Source organism: Propionispora hippei DSM 15287 (assembly GCF_900141835.1).
Lineage (GTDB): Bacteria > Bacillota > Negativicutes > Propionisporales > Propionisporaceae > Propionispora > Propionispora hippei.
The window spans coordinates 97,007-113,808 of sequence record NZ_FQZD01000005.1; the positions used below are offsets into that span (position 1 = coordinate 97,007).

Here is a 16,802-nt window from a genome sequence, read left to right on the forward strand (position 1 = left end):
GGATATTTACATGGAACATGCTATTATTGTAGCCGCTTCGGTAGTTGCTGCTGCTTTGGCTATCGGTTTGGCCGCCTTTGGTGCTGCCGTAGGCGATGGCAGCGTGACCGCGAAAGCAATTGAAGGTATCGCTAGACAGCCTGAGGCCAAAAACACGATTTTGGTAAATATGTTTATTTCGGTAGGCTTAATCGAATCAATTCCAATCATTGCTGCGGTTATCGCACTTGCGCTGGTTTTCGCTAATCCTTTCGTTCATTAAGTAACAACAAATGGAAGACTATGACCCGTCAAACGGCAGAGCTTGCTTTTAGAGAACAGGTAAATAAATGACGAGCTGCGGCTGGTGCTTCAGCCGTCTGTTTTTACCTTATTCTTAGCGGCTATGCTAAAGCTGGAGATAGCAGAGACGTCTGGAACAGAGTGCCTATGTCGCTCTGCCGGCGTTCTGTTATATGCCTTTAAGAGGAGGATGACCTCGTTGGAGATAAATGCGACACTTATTGCGCAAATTATAAACTTTCTTATTTTAGTGTTCATTTTGAAAAAATTGGCATACAAGCCTTTAATGGAGATGATGGAAGCTCGTCAGGCCAGTATTGCCGACGATCTTGCCACGGCCGAAAAAGACAGGCAGGACGCGGCGGATCTGAAGCGGGAATATCAGACTCAGCTCACGGCAGCCAGGGCCGAAGCGCAGGCAATTGTGGACAAGGCTATGAAACAGGCTGAAAAGAACAAAGAGGAAATTATTGAAGAAGCCAGAGTGGAACATGCTCGTCTTTTGAAAGCCGCTCAGGAGGAAATCTCCCGCGAGCGCGAATTGGCCTTGGCCGAGCTGCGCGCCGAAGTGGTGGGCTTGTCCATGGCTGCGGCTGCCAAGATTATTGAAAAGAACCTGGATGCCGAAACAAATTCCAAATTGGTTTCTGACTTTATGGATAAACTGGACGAGAAGAAAATAGGTGGCCTGCCATGTTAGCTAATCAGTTAGCTTTAAAATACGCGCAGGCCATTTTTGAGTTAGCCAGTGAAAAAGATAAAGTAGCAGAGGCCCATGAGCAGCTTGTTATGGTGGAAACGACCATTGCCGGGCATGAGGAGTTTGCTAAGCTGATTTATCATCCGCGCATTCCGGCGGCTGCGAAAAGCGAGACACTCAGTAAAGTTTTTTTTCAGGAATTGACTGACTTTGTATATAAGTTTCTGCTGCTTCTGGTGAATAAACGGCGTGAGTCTTTATTGCCCGCTATCGTACGGGAGTTTCAGAACTTTGTCAATCAGGCAAATCAGGTAATCGAAGCCGAAGTAACCACAGCGCTGCCGCTTTCCGATGCTGAGCAACAGGCTTTGGCGGCTAAATTAAAAATGGCGACAGGAAAAAATGTTTTGGTGAAAATGCAACTTAATTCCGCCATTTTAGGAGGCGTCATTGTTAAAATCGGGGATAAATTAATTGATGGCAGTGTTCTACGGCAGCTTCAAGTACTCAAGACTTCACTGCTGAACAGTGGAGCTAAGATTGGGGTGACAAACCAGGTATGAAAATGAGGCCAGAAGAAATAACGGCGATCATCAAACAGCAAATAGAAGATTATCAGGTAGACCTTAATGTCGATGACGTGGGGACTGTTATTGAGGTAGGCGACGGCATAGCGCGTATTCACGGGCTGACCAAGGCGATGGCCGGAGAGCTTTTGGAGTTTCCCAATGACATATACGGCATGGTGCTTAACCTGGAAGAAGACAATGTGGGCGGTGTGCTTTTAGGCGGCGAAACCGAGATTAAGGAAGGCGATACCGTTCGTCGCACCGGCCGGATTATGCAGGTGCCGGTAGGCGAAGCGATGATCGGCCGGGTAGTCAACGCGCTGGGACAGCCGATTGACGGCAAAGGGCCGATCGCTACCACCGAGTTTCGGCCGGTTGAATATACCGCGCCGGGCATTGCCGACAGGCAGTCGGTTAAAGAACCGCTGCAAACAGGCATCAAGGCACTGGATTCTATGGTGCCCATCGGCAGGGGACAGCGTGAGCTGATTATCGGTGACCGCGGTACCGGAAAAACGGCGATTGCCGTAGATACCATTATCAATCAGAAGGGACACGGTGTAACTTGCATTTATGTGGCTATTGGACAAAAAGCCTCCACCGTGGCCCGTGTTGTTAAAATCCTCGAGGAAAACGGGGCCATGGAGTATACCATTGTGGTAACGGCAACCGCTTCCGATAATGCGCCGCTGCAGTATCTGGCGCCTTACTCCGGTGTAGCCATGGGTGAATACTTCATGTATAAAGGTGGCCATGTGCTTTGCGTGTATGACGATTTGTCCAAGCATGCAATGGCTTATCGGGCCATGTCGCTCTTGCTGCGCCGTCCACCCGGTCGGGAAGCTTACCCTGGCGACGTATTTTACTTACACTCCCGCCTGCTGGAACGGGCTGCGAAACTTTCCAATGAGCTTGGCGGCGGCTCGATTACGGCACTGCCGGTGATTGAAACGCTGGCGGGTGACGTTTCGGCCTATATTCCGACTAATGTTATTTCGATTACCGACGGCCAGATCTTTCTGGAAAGCGAATTGTTCTATGCTGGCGTCCGTCCGGCTATTAACGCCGGTTTGTCCGTATCCCGCGTTGGCGGCTCCGCCCAGATTAAGGCTATGCGCCAGGTTGCCGGCCGTCTGCGTTTGGATTTGGCACAGTACCGGGAATTGGCGGCTTTTGCCCAATTTGGCTCGGACCTGGATAAAGCCACCAAAGCTTTGCTGGACCGCGGTCAGCGGACTATGGAAGTGTTGAAGCAGCCGCAATATTCGCCGTTGCCGGTAGAAGAGCAGGTTATGGTCATTTATACGGCTGTAAACGGCTTCCTCGATGATATTCCGACCGATGAAATCAGTAAATTCGAAGCCGAATATTTAAAGTTCATGCGGGCTAATTATGCAGAAGTCGGCAAGGGAATTCGTGAGAAAAAAGTATTGGACGCAGAAATTGAAACGGCTATGAAAAAAGCGATTGTGGAATTTAAAGATACCTTTGTTTCTTATGATAAAACGCAAGGTGCTGCGGGGTGATAAAATATGCCTAGTGCACAGGATATACGTCGCCGCATTAAAAGCGTAAAAAATATCGGACAGATTACCAAGGCGATGAAAATGGTCGCTGCCGCCCGGTTGCGCCGGGCCCAGGAACGCGCTATCGCCAGTCGTCCTTACACCGATAAAATCAAGGAAGTCCTGGCCAATGTGTCGGCTAACGCTGCGGACACTGCTTTGCCGCTCTTGGAAGTCCGGGAGGTTAAACGTTCCGGCTTTATCATCATTGGTCCGGACAAAGGCTTGGCTGGCGCTTATGCCAGCAATGTGATCAAGGAGGCCTTGCCGATCATTCGCGAGAAACGGGAAAGCGGTTTGATTACGATCGGACGCAAGGCGCGGGATTATTTCAAGCGCCGTAAGTTTACTATTGACGACGAGCTGACTGGTTTTTCGGAAAAACCGACCTATCTGCATGCCGTTGATATTGCGAAATTGGCTAGCAAGGGCTTTTTAGACGGACAGTACGATGAAATTTACCTGGTGTACACCGAATTTCTTTCGCCCATCAATCAAAAACCGACGACGGTTAAGCTGTTGCCGGTGGATCATACCGGACAGCAGGTCGATGGTAAACCGGAGGGGCAGCAGGAGTATATTTTTGAACCTTCGGCAGAAGAGGTGCTTTCCGTGTTATTGCCGCAATATCTGGAAACAACCGTCTATAATGCACTCTTACAGGCGGCGGCCAGCGAACTGGGCGCCCGCATGACGGCGATGAGTTCGGCGACCGATAATGCGGAAGAGCTGATTGCAAAACTCACGCTCAATTACAACAAAGTCCGTCAGGCAAGCATTACCCGGGAAATTTCTGAAATTGTCGGCGGTGTGGAAGCTTTGAAATAGGTATGTAAGAAAAATTCGGTAAGTCCGATAGCGGCTTAAAGCAAAACCTTGTCGGCTTACTTGCAAAGAGGAGGGGGACCCCCTGAATACGTTAGGTCATGTTGTACAAGTTATCGGTCCGGTGGTTGACATTAAATTTCCCCTGGAACAATTGCCCGCTATTTATAATGCGGTCAAGATCAAAGGACAGTCCGGGGATGTGGAAATAAATTTGACCGTAGAGGTTATGCAGCATTTAGGCGACAGCATCGTCCGCTGTGTAGCCATGTCTTCCACAGACGGGTTAACCCGCGGCATGGAAGCGGAAAATACGGGCGCACCGATTAAAATCCCGGTGGGCAAAGGTACGCTGGGACGGGTATTTAATGTATTAGGCCAGCCGGTGGACCATAATCCTGCGGCGATAGAAGCCGATGATTACTGGCCGATTCACCGCCCGGCCCCCAGCTTTGAATCGCAGGAAACGTCGACGGAAATTTTGGAAACAGGAATTAAAGTCGTCGATTTGATTGCGCCCTACGCCCGCGGCGGCAAGATTGGTTTATTCGGTGGTGCCGGGGTAGGCAAGACGGTTTTGATTATGGAACTGATCCGCAACATTGCTACTGAACACGGCGGTTATTCCGTCTTCTCCGGCGTAGGCGAAAGAACGCGTGAAGGCAATGACTTATGGATGGAAATGAGCGAGTCCGGCGTTATTGAAAAGACAGCGCTGGTATACGGACAAATGAACGAACCGCCGGGAGCGCGCATGCGGGTCGGTTTGACCGGCCTGACCATGGCTGAATATTTCCGTGATGTCGGTGGACAGGACGTTTTACTGTTTATTGATAATATTTTCCGGTTTATTCAGGCCGGCTCGGAAGTATCGGCCCTGCTGGGGCGTATGCCTTCCGCAGTAGGTTACCAGCCCACTCTGACTACCGACGTAGGCGCCCTGCAGGAACGGATAACCTCGACCAAACAAGGCTCAATCACCTCAGTACAGGCTGTATACGTACCGGCTGACGATTTGACTGACCCGGCACCGGCGGCAACCTTTGCCCATTTGGACGCCACGACGGTATTGTCAAGATCGATTGCCGAGCTTGGTATTTATCCTGCTGTAGACCCGCTTGACTCCACCTCCCGGATTGTTGACCCTAATATCATCGGAGAGGAACATTATCAGGTGGCGCGCGGTGTGCAGGAAGTGCTGCAGCGCTATAAGGAACTCCAGGATATTATCGCCATCTTAGGTATGGAAGAGTTGTCCGACGAGGATAAACTGATGGTTGCCAGAGCAAGAAAAATTCAACGTTTTTTAAGTCAGCCTTTCTTTGTGGCCGAAACCTTTACCGGTACGCCGGGCAAGTTTGTGCCTTTGAAGGAAACCATCCGGGGTTTTAAAGAAATCTTGAGCGGTAAACATGACAGTCTGCCGGAAGGCGCATTTTATATGGTAGGCTCTATTGACGAAGTGGTGGAAAAGGCGAAAACGATGAAGGGGGAATAAGCCGTGGCTAAAATTAAGCTGGATATTGTTACCCCTGAAAAAGTTGCTTTTTCTGACGAGGTCAATATGATTATTGCCCGGACAACCAATGGCGACGTCGGTATTTTACCGGGCCACGCGCCGCTTATTGCCGGCTTGGATATATGGATTCTTCGCCTGCTGACGGATGACGGAGAGCGGCAACTGGCTTTATGCGGCGGTCTGCTTGAGGTGCAGCCAGATAAAGCAACGATTCTGGCAACCTGCGCGGAGAGTCCCGAGGAGATTGACTCTATACGGGCACAAGCTGCTAAAGACAGGGCGGAGACACGTCTTAAGGACCGCCAGTCAGGCATCGACATTGCCCGGGCGGAAGCCGCCTTAAAAAGAGCGGTGCTGCGCTTAAGACTTGCCAGGAAAGAGCATAAGATGTGATAAGAAAGCAGGCTGTAATGGCCTGTTTTTTTGTGGACCTTTACCATACTCTGTTTTACAATACAATACGATAGGTTTAGCAACAGGCTTTTTTAGGCAAAGCTCCCTTTGATTCCCTTGCATAACTCCCCTAAAAACTGGCAAGAATGAAGATATGAAATAAAATGAGCGAGGGGAGGCGAAGAGGGTATTGCTGGTTAGAATGATTCCTCTATTCATTTGCCTATATTTGCTGGCTATGCGGATTAGTCTGGCCTCACCGGAGCCGGCGCAACCCTTGCGCGACGCTCTGCAGGAAGCCGGGTTCCGGCTTGCGGAAACAAATCTTCACGCCTGGACCGAGCTGAACACTGAATTTTTGACAGAAGAAGAGTTGCTGCCGACGGTGAAACAGGTTGCGAACAGGTTGGGACTTACGGCGGGGCAATACCGGATCATACAGGAAAATACTTCGCAACGGCATATGGCAAAAGCGGAAACCGACGACGGCGAAAAGCAGTTTGTCATTATGGCCGAGTTGATCCGGCTGCCGGCTTCGGTACCATCCAGGGGAGCCTGGCGGGGATATTTGGTAATAAACTTGACAGAGAAGGAAAATGGTAGCCATATAAGGGAATATAATAAAAAGGCGGTCGCCATATTGCAGGATTTTGGCAGTGGACCGCGTATAAATACTTGCTTGGTAGGATACCTAGATGGTAAACTAGTTAGGGACGAATGGCAGGGGCGGATTGAGCGGGCCTTCGCAGCCGTCCATGCTACGATAGATCCGGTTATGTTTGATGAGAATGTGGTTAGCTGCACAGGATATACCAAAGCCATAGATGATTATGTCATGACTAACGGCAGGCAGATTAATCTCAATATAGCTATGCGGTACAGTGCAACGGAAAATCGAACGTATATGCTGATTGGCTCTCCGATTATAACCAGGGAGTATTAGGGTGTGTTTTCAAATTATCCGCATCGCTCCCTGACGGCGCCTTTTGTGCATAGGGCGTTAAAATTTTTTGAAATAGGGACCGCGCTATTCCTGTGAAGTTTTGTCTCGTCTGACACAAAAATCACTCGCCATGGGTCCGTTACTTTTCAAACAAGCCCTAGCAGTTTACCGGCAGCAGCCGTATGCAATACTAACCGTTTACATCAGGGAAGGCAAGTTGAGTTAAGTGGGGGGACCATATTTTATGGAGAAATTAATTATCAGCGGTGGTAAACGCCTGTCCGGTACAGTTAAAATCAGCGGTGCTAAAAATGCCGTGTTGCCGATTATCGCTGCTTCATTGTTAGGAGGATCGCCCAGCACGCTGGAAGAAATACCTGATCTTGAAGATGTGCGAACTTTTATGCATGTGCTGGAGCATCTGGGAGTACCGACGCGGCGTGAAGCTGATACACTGATGATAGATAGTACCAATATCACCAGTTGTGAAGCTCCGTATGACCTTGTCCGTAAAATGCGGGCATCCTTTCTCGTCATGGGGCCTTTATTGGCCCGGCGGGGGCAGGCCAAAATTTCTTTGCCCGGCGGTTGTGCCATTGGAACAAGACCGATTGATTTGCATTTAAAAGGTTTTGAAGCGTTGGGCGCGGAGATTGAAATCGGACATGGTTATATTGAAGCCAAGGCGCCGAAGGGACTGACCGGGGCCCGAATTTATCTGGATTTTCCCAGTGTCGGTGCCACCGAAAATATTATGATGGCAGCCAGTCTGGCCCAAGGCGTAACTATTCTGGAAAACCCGGCCCATGAGCCGGAAATTGTTGATCTGGCCAATTATCTGAATGTAATGGGAGCCCGTGTTCGCGGCGCCGGTACCAATGTAATTAAAATTGAAGGCGTCAGTGAACTGCGGGGGACAGCCTATACGGTTATTCCTGACCGGATTGAAGCCGGCACGTATATGGTTGCGGCAGCGATGACCGGCGGTGACGTTTGGATCGAAAACGCGCTGACTGAACATTTAAAACCGGTGATTGCCAAGCTTAAGGAAGCGGGCGCTGTCATTGAAGAGGATATCAACGGGTTACGGGTGTACAGCTCGGGAAACTTGCGCTCCATTGATATAAAGACGTTGCCTTATCCCGGCTTTCCCACCGACATGCAGGCCCAGTTCATGGCCCTGTCCACGGTGGCGCAGGGGACCAGCGTATATACGGAAACGGTGTTTGAAAACCGCTTTATGCATGTGGACGAATTAAAGCGGATGGGAGCCAACATCAAAATTGAGGGACGCAGCGCTATTGTGGAAGGCGTTCGCAAGCTGACCGGCTGTCCGGTAAAGGCAACCGATTTGAGAGCCGGCGCCGCCATGGTGTTAGCCGGCCTGGTAGCGGAGGGTGAAACCGAGGTAGGATATATTCACCATATTGACAGAGGGTACGACGGTATTGTAGATAAATTATGCGCCATTGGTGCGGACATTAAACGGGTAAACCGGTAAGCAATTTTATATGATTTCATAACAACGGCAGTCAGGCCTAACAGGGTCTGGCTGCCGTTGTTTTAGGAAAACACCATGTAATCAGTCCGACGGCCTGGCGAGAGACCTTTTTGCCGGGCAGGAAGTAAAGTTGCTGGAGTAGTTGAGGTCATTTCAGAGGTTTGCTGACACAGTCAGTCAGGAACAGCTCTGCCGGGACACGCAGCGCGAATAAATCAGTGGTTCCGTAGGCATAGGGGACGGCTGGGAGGCATAGTATGTAGTAGTTATGTCACAAATCGGTGTCAATAGTTTGCAGTAAGGAGGAGAAAGGGCGAACAATCTAAAGGGGAGCGTGTTTGATGAAAAAGGTGCTGGCCGGTGCTGTTGGATTGATTGTTTTTTTGGTACTGATTGTTCCTGCGGTAGTGATACGCAGTCTGTTCGGCCTGGACCCTGTCGGCAGTCCCAAGGGCGTGGCTAAAGGCGAGGATGTCGTAATTCGTGTCTATATGGCCAAGCAAAATCAGATTGTGGAAATGAATCTGGAGGAGTATGTAAAAGGCGTGGTAGCGGCGGAAATGCCTGCTCAGTTTGAGCTGGAAGCACTAAAAGCCCAGGCGGTGGCAGCCAGGACCTACGCGGTGAAACATATGGCCATTTTTGGTGGTGAAGGGATTGCCGCGCATCCGGGCGCCGATGTGAGCAGCGATTACCGCGAGGGCCAGGCCTGGGCCGATGAGCAGGACCTGACCGCACGGTGGGGGTCGCTTGGTTACAAGGTGTATTGGAATAAAATCAGCCAGGCTGTTGATGCGACCCGTGGGATTATCGCTTCTTATCATGGGGAACCTATTCTGGCGGTTTTCCATTCTACCAGCGGAGAACGTACCGCAAGTGCCCAGGAAGTCTGGGGGACCGACTATCCTTATCTGAAAAGTGTAGCCTGTAACTGGGACCAGCAATCACCCCGCTATAGTGAAACGAAGGAGTTTTCCCTGAGTGAGATTGCTGAACGGCTGGGTAGTGATACCGATATTGTGGCCGCTGCGCAAAATGGCAGCCCTGCTGCCGTACAAATCGCCGAATTAACCGATTCGGGGCGGGTAGGGAAAATACGTATTGGCAGTAAGCTGTTAAGCGGCGGAACCGTCAGAGATAAATTGGGGTTGAAGTCGACTAATTTTAAAGTGGAAACCGGAGCAGACAAGCTGGTTTTTCAGACGACCGGCTACGGTCATGGCGTGGGCCTGTGCCAGTATGGGGCCAACGGCTTGGCTAAAGAAGGGAAGGATTACCGGTATATCCTGAAATATTATTATACGGGAATTGATCTCACCCATATTTCCGGCTCATAAGTTTCTTAAAGAAAAAAAAGGGGCATACTGGTAATGAGGTGATACCATGATGCCAGCCATAGTAATCAAAATCTGGTCGTATGTTAAAAAAGGAATCAGATTGTGCTATAAGAAAGAATGGAAGTTGTTTTATGCCGGCTATATAGCCGCAGGTTTTCTCTTGCTATCAAGTGCCGGACTGTTGCTGGTGACTGCCCCGGACGGCAGGAACCGGACGGACGCGGTTGTTCAGGAACAGTCTGCAGTTACTCCTGCTGTTGTTTCATCGGAAGCGGTTTTGCCCAAGCGGGAAGCGGAGGCGGCCAATGATGTGGATACTACGGCCCACGCGGTGGAACAAAAGGCAGCTGATATACAGGCTGCCGGCAAGCCGGCCGGAAAAAATAGAGCTGTAGTCGAGGAACCCGCCCAGGCCCATTGGCCGCTGACAGGTTCTATTAAAGCAGAATTCGGCTGGCAGTTCCAGCCGGTATATCAGGAATGGCGATTTCATCCGGGCATTGATATCGAAGGCAAAGATAAGACGGAAAAGGTCAAAGCCATATATGCCGGTACTGTAACGGATATATACACTGATCCGGCAACAGGGCTGACTGTAGCTATTGCTCAGGGTAAAGACATTATCTACTATGGGGCACTGGCTGCTGTTCAACTGGAAAAGGGAATGACCGTGAAAGCAGGGCAGGAAATCGGTACTCCCGGCTCTTCGGCGGCCGAGCCTTTTTTGCATGTCCATTTAGTTATCAAACGGGAAGGGAAAACCATTAATCCTTTGGATATTCTGCGTTAAAAAACGATGTAACAATACCGCTGATTTTGGTGTTTTCCGCAGTCTCAGACTGTCGAAAAAGAAGGGGCTTTTGTAAAGTAGAGCAGCTATGATAGTCCATACTTATCGGCATTTAATCTGCTAAAAAAGACTGCTGGTTTAGCAGTTTTTTTATGCCCCTTTTCGGTGTCAGTCCCTTATAGATTGCCAATTTGGGCGTTCCTCCGTCGTGCATTGCGAAGAAGTCCTGCTCTAGTTTTAGCAGCACGAATACTCCACCAACCTTGAAAATAGATATTGCTGACGGTCAACATTTAGTCATCCATATCGTCAGTCGACATACTGGCGGTATCCTCCTTCCTCCGCCTTGGTTGACAAAATGTTGCCGCGCCATCATCTTTCAATTACAAAGTTGGCGGAGTACTAGATACCAGTTTAAAATCATGGGCGAAAAGATTTTCGCGCATGATTTATTTTTGTCCGCATATACATGGTAGCAAACAACTGGTGAGGGGGAACCAAACAAGATGAAAGATTATATTCGCAAAAGAGTACTGGACATCTGTAACCATATACTCGAGAGTAAGCACACGGTGCGTCAGGCAGCCGCCGTATTTGGTGTCAGCAAAAGCACGGTGCATAAAGATATGATTGAACGTCTGCCAATCATTAATAAACGGCTGTCTCATAAGGTCAGGCATGTGCTGGAAATAAACAAAGCCGAACGTCATATTCGCGGTGGTGAGGCGACTAGAAAAAAATATCAGGAAACAAAAGAATGTGAAGAAAAATAGAGGATTTTTTTAGAAATTGTAGAAGCTAAAATCCTATATGTGATTCTATTCGTTTGCGAATAAATAATCAGACGGCGGTTTGTTTTTTTTGCTTTGCCGGTGGATTATTTTTTTCGGGACGATGGGAGACAAGCTTAACTGGCAGTGTTGAAAGGGGATTTTTGATGTTTGGCTCGATGGATATTGGCGTGGATTTAGGCACAGCGAATGTATTGGTGTACATAAAGGGAAAGGGAATTGTACTGCGGGAACCTTCTGTAGTTGCAATCGACAGAGATACAAATAAAATTTTAGCCATTGGGGAAGAGGCAAGACGAATGCTGGGCAGAACTCCCGGCAATATTATTGCCATTCGTCCACTCCGGGAAGGCGTTATAGCCGACTATGACACAACCGAGAGCATGCTGCGTCATTTTATCCAGAAAGTGGCCGGCAAAAGTTTTCTGTTTAAACCGCGGATTATGGTTTGTATTCCTTCCGGCGTGACCACGGTGGAAAAAAGAGCGGTTTTGGAAGCAACCATGCAGGCTGGTGCCAGAAAACCATATTTAATTGAGGAACCGATGGCCGCCGCCTTGGGTGCCGGCGTGGATATTTCCGAGCCCTGTGGCGCCATGGTTGTTGATATCGGCGGCGGAACTACCGATGTGGCTGTACTTAGTCTTGGCGGTATCGTGCTGAGCGAGTCACTGCGCATCGGCGGGGATAAATTTGACGAAGCGCTGGTTCGTTATGTGAAGAAGGAATACAACATTATGATCGGCGAGCGCACGGCGGAAGAAATAAAGGTGAAAATCGGGACCGCCTTCCCTCATGGTCGGGATGAAGTAATCGAAGTACGCGGCCGGGATTTGGTTTCCGGTCTGCCGAAAACGGTACGCATCAGTTCGACCGAAACAAGAGAGGCTCTTTCCGAGCCGGTATCGCTGATTGTTCAGACGGTTAAGTCGGTACTGGAAAGCACGCCGCCCGAACTTTCGTCGGATATTATGGACCGGGGCATTGTCATGACTGGCGGCGGCTCGTTGCTTAACGGATTGGACAGGCTTATTATTCAGGAGACCGGCATTCCGACCTATTTGGCCGAAGACCCGCTTTCCTGCGTCGCTTTAGGGACTGGTAAGGCGCTGGAGTCGCTGGAGTCGATTGAAGATAGCCTGACAACACTAAAAAAAGGAAGTATTGCTTAAACGTCGAATATATACATATGTGGAAATATGTCTCAAAACCACTGATTTTTAACATAGGAGAGATGGTAGTATGATTCGGGGAATTTATACGGCTGCTTCCGGAATGGTAGCCGAATCGTTACGTACCGATACCATAGCCAATAATCTGGCCAATGTGAATACAGCAGGCTATAAGAAGGATGTGGCGATAAGCAAGGACTTCAGAAGCATGTATATTCAGCGCATCAACGACGGAACCGATGCACCGGTAATCGGCAATATGGGCGTAGGCTCGGTCATTGATGAAATTGCCCCGATTCACTCAGCCGGCCCGATGGTGCAGACAGGAAATACCTTTGATCTGGCTATTGAGGGACAGGGTTATTTTACTGTTGATACGCCAAACGGCGTCCGGTATACCCGTAATGGCTCGTTTACCCGGAATGCGCTTGGCGAATTGGTGACGCAAGATGGATACCGGGTCCTGGGGAAAAATGGTCCGCTGCGCGTAACCGGTGATAAAGTAGCTGTTTCCAGTGACGGACAGGTACGGGTGGACGGTATGGTGACAGGCTCGCTGCAACTGGTTAGTTTTACCGATGAAAAACAATTGACCAAGGAAGGCTCTTCTCTGTATGTTGCGGCGGCGGGCGCTCGAACAAGCCCCATGGAGGGGATTGTCCGCCAGGGTGTGGTGGAACAGTCCAATGTTAATGCAGTTTCCGAAATGGTTAATATGATTGCCGGGTACCGGGCCTATGAAACGAATGCGAAGGCAGTACAGGCACAGGATGAACTGTTGGATAAAGCAGTCAATGAAGTCGCTAAAGTCTAGAGAACCATAGATTAACCTGCTCCTGCGAGCCTGACGGATCTTTTGCCGCCTGGCCGGCAGGCTCATTGATCCAGCGTTCTTTTGCAGCGATAGCTGAAGGATTGGCTTCGGGGTTGCCATGGATGGCCGATGCTATAGAAATAAAAATTAGGAGGCTTTGTACCGCCATGATGCGTGCACTTTGGACTGCCAGTTCGGGTATGATTGCCCAACAGGCAAATATTGATAATCTGTCAAATAATTTGGCTAACGTAAATACTTCCGGGTTTAAAAAGAGCCGAATTGATTTTCAGGATCTGATGTATCAGACGGTCCGCCAGGCAGGCGCCAGTTCAGGGGCTGATACGCAGTTGCCGACCGGCCTGCAGGTCGGACTAGGCGTCCGGGAGGCTGCCATTCAGAAGATGTATACCATGGGGAATCTGGAATCTACCGGAAATTCCCTGGACGTGGCCATTCAGGGGGACGGCTTTTTTCAGGTCAACATGCCGGACGGCACGCTGTCCTACACCCGTGACGGTTCATTTAAAAAAGACAGTCAGGGTCGGTTGACCACCTCGGAAGGATATCTGGTAGAACCACAGATTACTATTCCGGAAAATGCTACCGACATTACGATTGCCACCGATGGAACAGTATCGGTAAAGGTTTCCGGTCAAACGGCGCCGCAGGAGCTGGGACAGCTTCAGATTGCCCGGTTCATTAATCCTGCAGGGCTGGAGAGCCTTGGCGGTAACTTATTAAAGCAGACTGAGGCTTCCGGTGATCCGGTGGTTACTGTTCCCGGCGAAGAAGGTTCAGGCACGCTAATTCAAAAATATCTTGAAATGTCCAATGTTCAGGTCGTGGAAGAGATGGTTAATATGATTGTGGCGCAGCGGGCCTATGAAATGAATTCCAAGGCTGTGACCACTTCGGATGAAATGCTACAGACGGCAGCCAATCTGAAACGCTAGGTGAAAGCTATGTTGCAAAAGCTTGGGTGCTTATTGTTGTTGTTGGCTGTTGGCGTACAGTACGGTTTTGCCGCCGGTACCGATCAAATTGTGCCGGTCGCAGCACTGCCGGGACTGGGCCAGACTGCCTCTTACATCAGGCCGGCAGCCTACCGCGATGTAACGGGGTATGATACAGGCGAGCGACAGGTTATTCGTGCCAATGACGTGCTGCAGTCGGCTTTGCAGCTTGTCCGGCAGCGGGCAGGCGTTCCGGCGGAAGATAACCGATTAATGATTACGCCGCTTAATCTGCCTGCCGATATCGAACTGCCGCCGGGGACGGCTGATTATTACATAGAATTGCCTTACGGTGTTCGGTTTAATTTTCCGACCGTAGTGTATGCGGTGGTTACGTTGAACGGCCAGGCTTATACCAAGGTCAGTCTGAGCCTGGATGTCCGCCTGTTCCAGGATGTGGTGGTAGCGGCGAGAAGTCTGGCGGCTAATGAACTTATCGCACCGGACAGCATTAAATACGAGCGCATGGATATCGGGCGCCTGTCGCAAGGTTACATGACCAATCTGGTTGACGTGGCCGGGATGCAGGCACGCCGGACAATTTCACCGGGAACGCCGCTTAACAAGTACATGCTTGCCCAACCTGAAGTAATAAAACGGGGAGCTATGGTATCTATTCTGGTAAGAATGGGCGACATGGAAGTAATGGCTACCGGGGAAGCTATGCAGAACGGCAGTGTAGGAGATATTATCAGGGTTCGCAATGTCAATTCCAAGAAAGTTGTTACAGCGCAGGTGCTGGACGGAACCTCGGTGTTGATTTCCTTATACCGGTGATGTCAATGCATTGAATAAAGTGAGGTGACCTGCTGATGAAAATAAACCGGATGCAAATCACAGTGATACTTATGGTCGGGTTCTTTTTTTCCGCTATATCGGTTCAAACCGCAGTGCGTGCCGAATCCTTATGGGCAGAGGGCAGACAGTCCTCATCCCTTTATAGTGACCGTAAGGCGGCGGTTGTCGGCGATATTCTAACCATTGTAATCAACGAAAACTCCAGTGCCAGCCGCAGCGGTAACGCCAGCAACTCCAAGACCAGCAGTACCAATATGAGTGCCGGTGTAGGACTGTTTACCTTTTTAAATGATGCCAGTGCGGGCAATTCCGATTCGTTCCAGTCTAAAGGCTCCATTAGCAATACGAATAAAGTGACGGGGAAAATTACGGTACAGGTGATTGAAGTCCAGCCTAATGGAAATCTGGTTATTTCCGGCACGCAAAAAATCAAGCAGAACGGTGAAGAACAGAGTATTACCATTTCCGGCATTGTCCGACCTGATGACATTGCCGCCGATAATACCATTTCCTCCAATCTGGTTGCTAATGCCCAGCTATATGTCGATGGCAAAGGCCCTATTGCCGGAAAGCAACGCCAAGGGATTATTACTCAGCTTTTCAATATCTTATTCTAACCCTGCGGCAATTCATGAACTGTTTGCCGCGCCGGAAAGGATTAACGTATGCGCAAATTGTTATGTGCTTTTATGATTGCCCTGCTTGTATCGGCCGGTGCTTTACCGGTTATGGCGGAGACGATGGGGGCTGTCACTCGGATCAAAGATGTCGCTAAAGTGCAGGGCGTGCGGGCGAATCAACTGTTAGGTTACGGTTTGGTGGTAGGCTTGGCCGGTACTGGCGATTCCTCCACCAAGAGTATCGAAACCATGCAATCTATTGCCAGTATGCTGAAGACCTTTGGCGTGGCAGTTTCTTCATCCCAGATGCAGTCGAAAAATGTGGCGGCAGTAATGGTAACCGCCCAACTGCCGGCCTTTGCTAAGCCGGGGGATACGATTGATGTGACGGTTTCTTCTATGGGAGATGCCAAAAATCTGCAGGGGGGAACTTTGCTGCAGACGCCGCTCCGGGCGGCTAATGGCCAGGTCTATGCGGTGGGGCAGGGACCTGTTTCGACTGGCGGGTTTGCAGCCAGCAGCGGTGGCAGCAGTCAGCAAAAAAACTTTCCCACCGTGGGCAATATGCCGAATGGCGCCATTGTAGAAAAGGATGTTCCCATGCAGTTTAGCAATAATGGAACAGTTACCTTGTCTTTGGCTCAACCGGACTTTACCACGGCAACCAGAATCGGCGATGCGATTAATTATCGTTTTGGGGCCATTGCGACGGCCCGCGATCCCGGTACAGTTGTGATTGCCGTACCGGCGGAGTACCAGGGTAATGGGTTGGTTGGTTTTGTTGCATCTCTGGAAGAACTATCCATTGTTCCTGATAATGTGGCTAAAATTGTGATTAATGAACGGACGGGAACCATTGTCATGGGAGCTAATGTGGCGATTGATTCGGTTGCCGTGACCCAGGGCGGGTTAAGCATCAAAATTAGCAAGAGCACCGATGTGTCGCAGCCGCCGCCGCTTTCCGGGGGAACTACCGCGACAACGACCAACACGAATGTGAGTGTGGAAGAGGACAAAGGCAATACCATCCTTTTGCCTTCTACCGCTAATGTAGGTGACGTGGTAAATGCGCTGAATGCGGTAGGGGCAACGCCGCGGGATGTCATCTCCATCCTGCAGGCAATTAAAGCTGCCGGAGCGTTGCATGCCGATCTGCAACTCATATGA

At 49.9% G+C, this 16,802-nt stretch carries 19 protein-coding genes; 18 read left to right on the top strand and 1 reads right to left on the bottom strand.

Annotated elements, in window-relative coordinates; translation table 11 throughout:
* Positions 1-10: 10 nt before the first annotated feature.
* The 14 genes from atpE (at position 11) to flgF (ending at position 13,201) form a co-directional block, all read left to right on the top strand.
* Positions 11-262 (top strand): F0F1 ATP synthase subunit C, encoded by a 252-nt coding sequence (gene atpE / locus F3H20_RS02405; RefSeq protein ID WP_091743796.1) that lies wholly within the window; start codon positions 11-13, stop codon positions 260-262.
* A 210-nt stretch (positions 263-472) separates the two neighbouring features.
* The gene (gene atpF, locus F3H20_RS02410) at positions 473-982 is read left to right on the top strand and encodes a F0F1 ATP synthase subunit B (protein ID WP_149733378.1); all 510 of its coding nucleotides are present in this window, start codon (positions 473-475) and stop codon (positions 980-982) included.
* Complete coding sequence (locus F3H20_RS02415; RefSeq protein ID WP_149733379.1) at positions 976-1,545, top strand: F0F1 ATP synthase subunit delta; 570 nt, start codon at positions 976-978, stop codon at positions 1,543-1,545. Before atpF ends, F3H20_RS02415 begins: the two co-directional genes overlap by 7 nt.
* A complete protein-coding gene (atpA, locus tag F3H20_RS02420; protein ID WP_149733380.1) occupies positions 1,542-3,077 on the top strand; it encodes a F0F1 ATP synthase subunit alpha in 1,536 nt (511 codons plus the stop codon). Before F3H20_RS02415 ends, atpA begins: the two co-directional genes overlap by 4 nt.
* A gap of 6 nt (positions 3,078-3,083) precedes the next feature.
* Positions 3,084-3,944 (top strand): ATP synthase F1 subunit gamma, encoded by an 861-nt coding sequence (atpG, locus tag F3H20_RS02425; RefSeq protein WP_149733381.1) that lies wholly within the window; start codon positions 3,084-3,086, stop codon positions 3,942-3,944.
* 82 nt (positions 3,945-4,026) lie between these two features.
* A complete protein-coding gene (atpD, locus tag F3H20_RS02430; RefSeq protein ID WP_149733382.1) occupies positions 4,027-5,439 on the top strand; it encodes a F0F1 ATP synthase subunit beta in 1,413 nt (470 codons plus the stop codon).
* 3 nt (positions 5,440-5,442) lie between these two features.
* The gene (locus F3H20_RS02435) at positions 5,443-5,853 is read left to right on the top strand and encodes a F0F1 ATP synthase subunit epsilon (protein ID WP_149733383.1); all 411 of its coding nucleotides are present in this window, start codon (positions 5,443-5,445) and stop codon (positions 5,851-5,853) included.
* Positions 5,854-6,043: 190 nt separating this feature from the next.
* Complete coding sequence (locus F3H20_RS02440; RefSeq protein ID WP_149733384.1) at positions 6,044-6,796, top strand: YwmB family TATA-box binding protein; 753 nt, start codon at positions 6,044-6,046, stop codon at positions 6,794-6,796.
* 244 nt (positions 6,797-7,040) lie between these two features.
* The gene (gene murA / locus F3H20_RS02445) at positions 7,041-8,297 is read left to right on the top strand and encodes a UDP-N-acetylglucosamine 1-carboxyvinyltransferase (protein WP_149733385.1); all 1,257 of its coding nucleotides are present in this window, start codon (positions 7,041-7,043) and stop codon (positions 8,295-8,297) included.
* Positions 8,298-8,638: 341 nt separating this feature from the next.
* Positions 8,639-9,634 (top strand): stage II sporulation protein D, encoded by a 996-nt coding sequence (gene spoIID / locus F3H20_RS02450; RefSeq protein ID WP_149733386.1) that lies wholly within the window; start codon positions 8,639-8,641, stop codon positions 9,632-9,634.
* A 46-nt stretch (positions 9,635-9,680) separates the two neighbouring features.
* Entirely contained in the window at positions 9,681-10,424 is a 744-nt protein-coding gene (locus F3H20_RS02455; RefSeq protein ID WP_149733387.1) for a M23 family metallopeptidase, read from the top strand.
* Positions 10,425-10,930: 506 nt separating this feature from the next.
* The gene (spoIIID, locus tag F3H20_RS02460; RefSeq protein WP_091743785.1) at positions 10,931-11,197 is read left to right on the top strand and encodes a sporulation transcriptional regulator SpoIIID; all 267 of its coding nucleotides are present in this window, start codon (positions 10,931-10,933) and stop codon (positions 11,195-11,197) included.
* A 164-nt stretch (positions 11,198-11,361) separates the two neighbouring features.
* Entirely contained in the window at positions 11,362-12,387 is a 1,026-nt protein-coding gene (gene mreB, locus F3H20_RS02465; RefSeq protein ID WP_091743784.1) for a rod shape-determining protein, read from the top strand.
* Between the two features lie 70 nt (positions 12,388-12,457).
* A complete protein-coding gene (flgF, locus tag F3H20_RS02470) occupies positions 12,458-13,201 on the top strand; it encodes a flagellar basal-body rod protein FlgF (RefSeq protein ID WP_149733388.1) in 744 nt (247 codons plus the stop codon).
* On the opposite strand, the gene F3H20_RS02475 is transcribed toward flgF, so the two are convergent.
* Positions 13,191-13,370, bottom strand: coding sequence for a hypothetical protein (locus F3H20_RS02475; RefSeq protein WP_149733389.1), 180 nt, complete (start codon positions 13,368-13,370; stop codon positions 13,191-13,193). The genes flgF and F3H20_RS02475 overlap by 11 nt on opposite strands.
* Between F3H20_RS02475 and flgG the strand changes: the two genes are divergently transcribed.
* Genes flgG through F3H20_RS02495 form a run of 4 tightly spaced genes read left to right on the top strand, consistent with a single transcriptional unit; the run spans position 13,369 to position 16,802 of the window.
* Complete coding sequence (gene flgG, locus F3H20_RS02480) at positions 13,369-14,157, top strand: flagellar basal-body rod protein FlgG (protein WP_149733390.1); 789 nt, start codon at positions 13,369-13,371, stop codon at positions 14,155-14,157. The genes F3H20_RS02475 and flgG overlap by 2 nt on opposite strands.
* 9 nt (positions 14,158-14,166) lie before the next feature.
* On the top strand, positions 14,167-14,994 hold the full coding sequence (flgA, locus tag F3H20_RS02485; RefSeq protein ID WP_149733391.1) for a flagellar basal body P-ring formation chaperone FlgA: 828 nt from the start codon (positions 14,167-14,169) through the stop codon (positions 14,992-14,994).
* A 35-nt stretch (positions 14,995-15,029) separates the two neighbouring features.
* Positions 15,030-15,632, top strand: coding sequence for a flagellar basal body L-ring protein FlgH (locus F3H20_RS02490; RefSeq protein ID WP_223191572.1), 603 nt, complete (start codon positions 15,030-15,032; stop codon positions 15,630-15,632).
* Between the two features lie 48 nt (positions 15,633-15,680).
* Positions 15,681-16,802 carry a flagellar basal body P-ring protein FlgI gene (locus F3H20_RS02495; RefSeq protein ID WP_149733392.1) on the top strand — a complete coding sequence of 374 codons (1,122 nt, stop codon included), beginning with the start codon at positions 15,681-15,683 and terminating at the stop codon, positions 16,800-16,802.

Bases quoted from the DNA above. Each gene is read 5' to 3' on its own strand.
- atpE (WP_091743796.1), top strand. From the start codon at position 11: ATGGAACATGCTATTATTGTAGCCGCTTCGGTAGTTGCTGCTGCTTTG.
- atpF (WP_149733378.1), top strand. From the start codon at position 473: ATGACCTCGTTGGAGATAAATGCGACACTTATTGCGCAAATTATAAAC.
- F3H20_RS02415 (WP_149733379.1), top strand. From the start codon at position 976: ATGTTAGCTAATCAGTTAGCTTTAAAATACGCGCAGGCCATTTTTGAG.
- atpA (WP_149733380.1), top strand. From the start codon at position 1,542: ATGAAAATGAGGCCAGAAGAAATAACGGCGATCATCAAACAGCAAATA.
- atpG (WP_149733381.1), top strand. From the start codon at position 3,084: ATGCCTAGTGCACAGGATATACGTCGCCGCATTAAAAGCGTAAAAAAT.
- murA (WP_149733385.1), top strand. From the start codon at position 7,041: ATGGAGAAATTAATTATCAGCGGTGGTAAACGCCTGTCCGGTACAGTT.
- spoIID (WP_149733386.1), top strand. From the start codon at position 8,639: ATGAAAAAGGTGCTGGCCGGTGCTGTTGGATTGATTGTTTTTTTGGTA.
- F3H20_RS02455 (WP_149733387.1), top strand. From the start codon at position 9,681: ATGATGCCAGCCATAGTAATCAAAATCTGGTCGTATGTTAAAAAAGGA.
- spoIIID (WP_091743785.1), top strand. From the start codon at position 10,931: ATGAAAGATTATATTCGCAAAAGAGTACTGGACATCTGTAACCATATA.
- mreB (WP_091743784.1), top strand. From the start codon at position 11,362: ATGTTTGGCTCGATGGATATTGGCGTGGATTTAGGCACAGCGAATGTA.
- flgF (WP_149733388.1), top strand. From the start codon at position 12,458: ATGATTCGGGGAATTTATACGGCTGCTTCCGGAATGGTAGCCGAATCG.
- flgG (WP_149733390.1), top strand. From the start codon at position 13,369: ATGATGCGTGCACTTTGGACTGCCAGTTCGGGTATGATTGCCCAACAG.
- F3H20_RS02475 (WP_149733389.1), bottom strand. From the start codon at position 13,370: ATGGCGGTACAAAGCCTCCTAATTTTTATTTCTATAGCATCGGCCATC.
- flgA (WP_149733391.1), top strand. From the start codon at position 14,167: ATGTTGCAAAAGCTTGGGTGCTTATTGTTGTTGTTGGCTGTTGGCGTA.
- F3H20_RS02490 (WP_223191572.1), top strand. From the start codon at position 15,030: ATGAAAATAAACCGGATGCAAATCACAGTGATACTTATGGTCGGGTTC.
- F3H20_RS02495 (WP_149733392.1), top strand. From the start codon at position 15,681: ATGCGCAAATTGTTATGTGCTTTTATGATTGCCCTGCTTGTATCGGCC.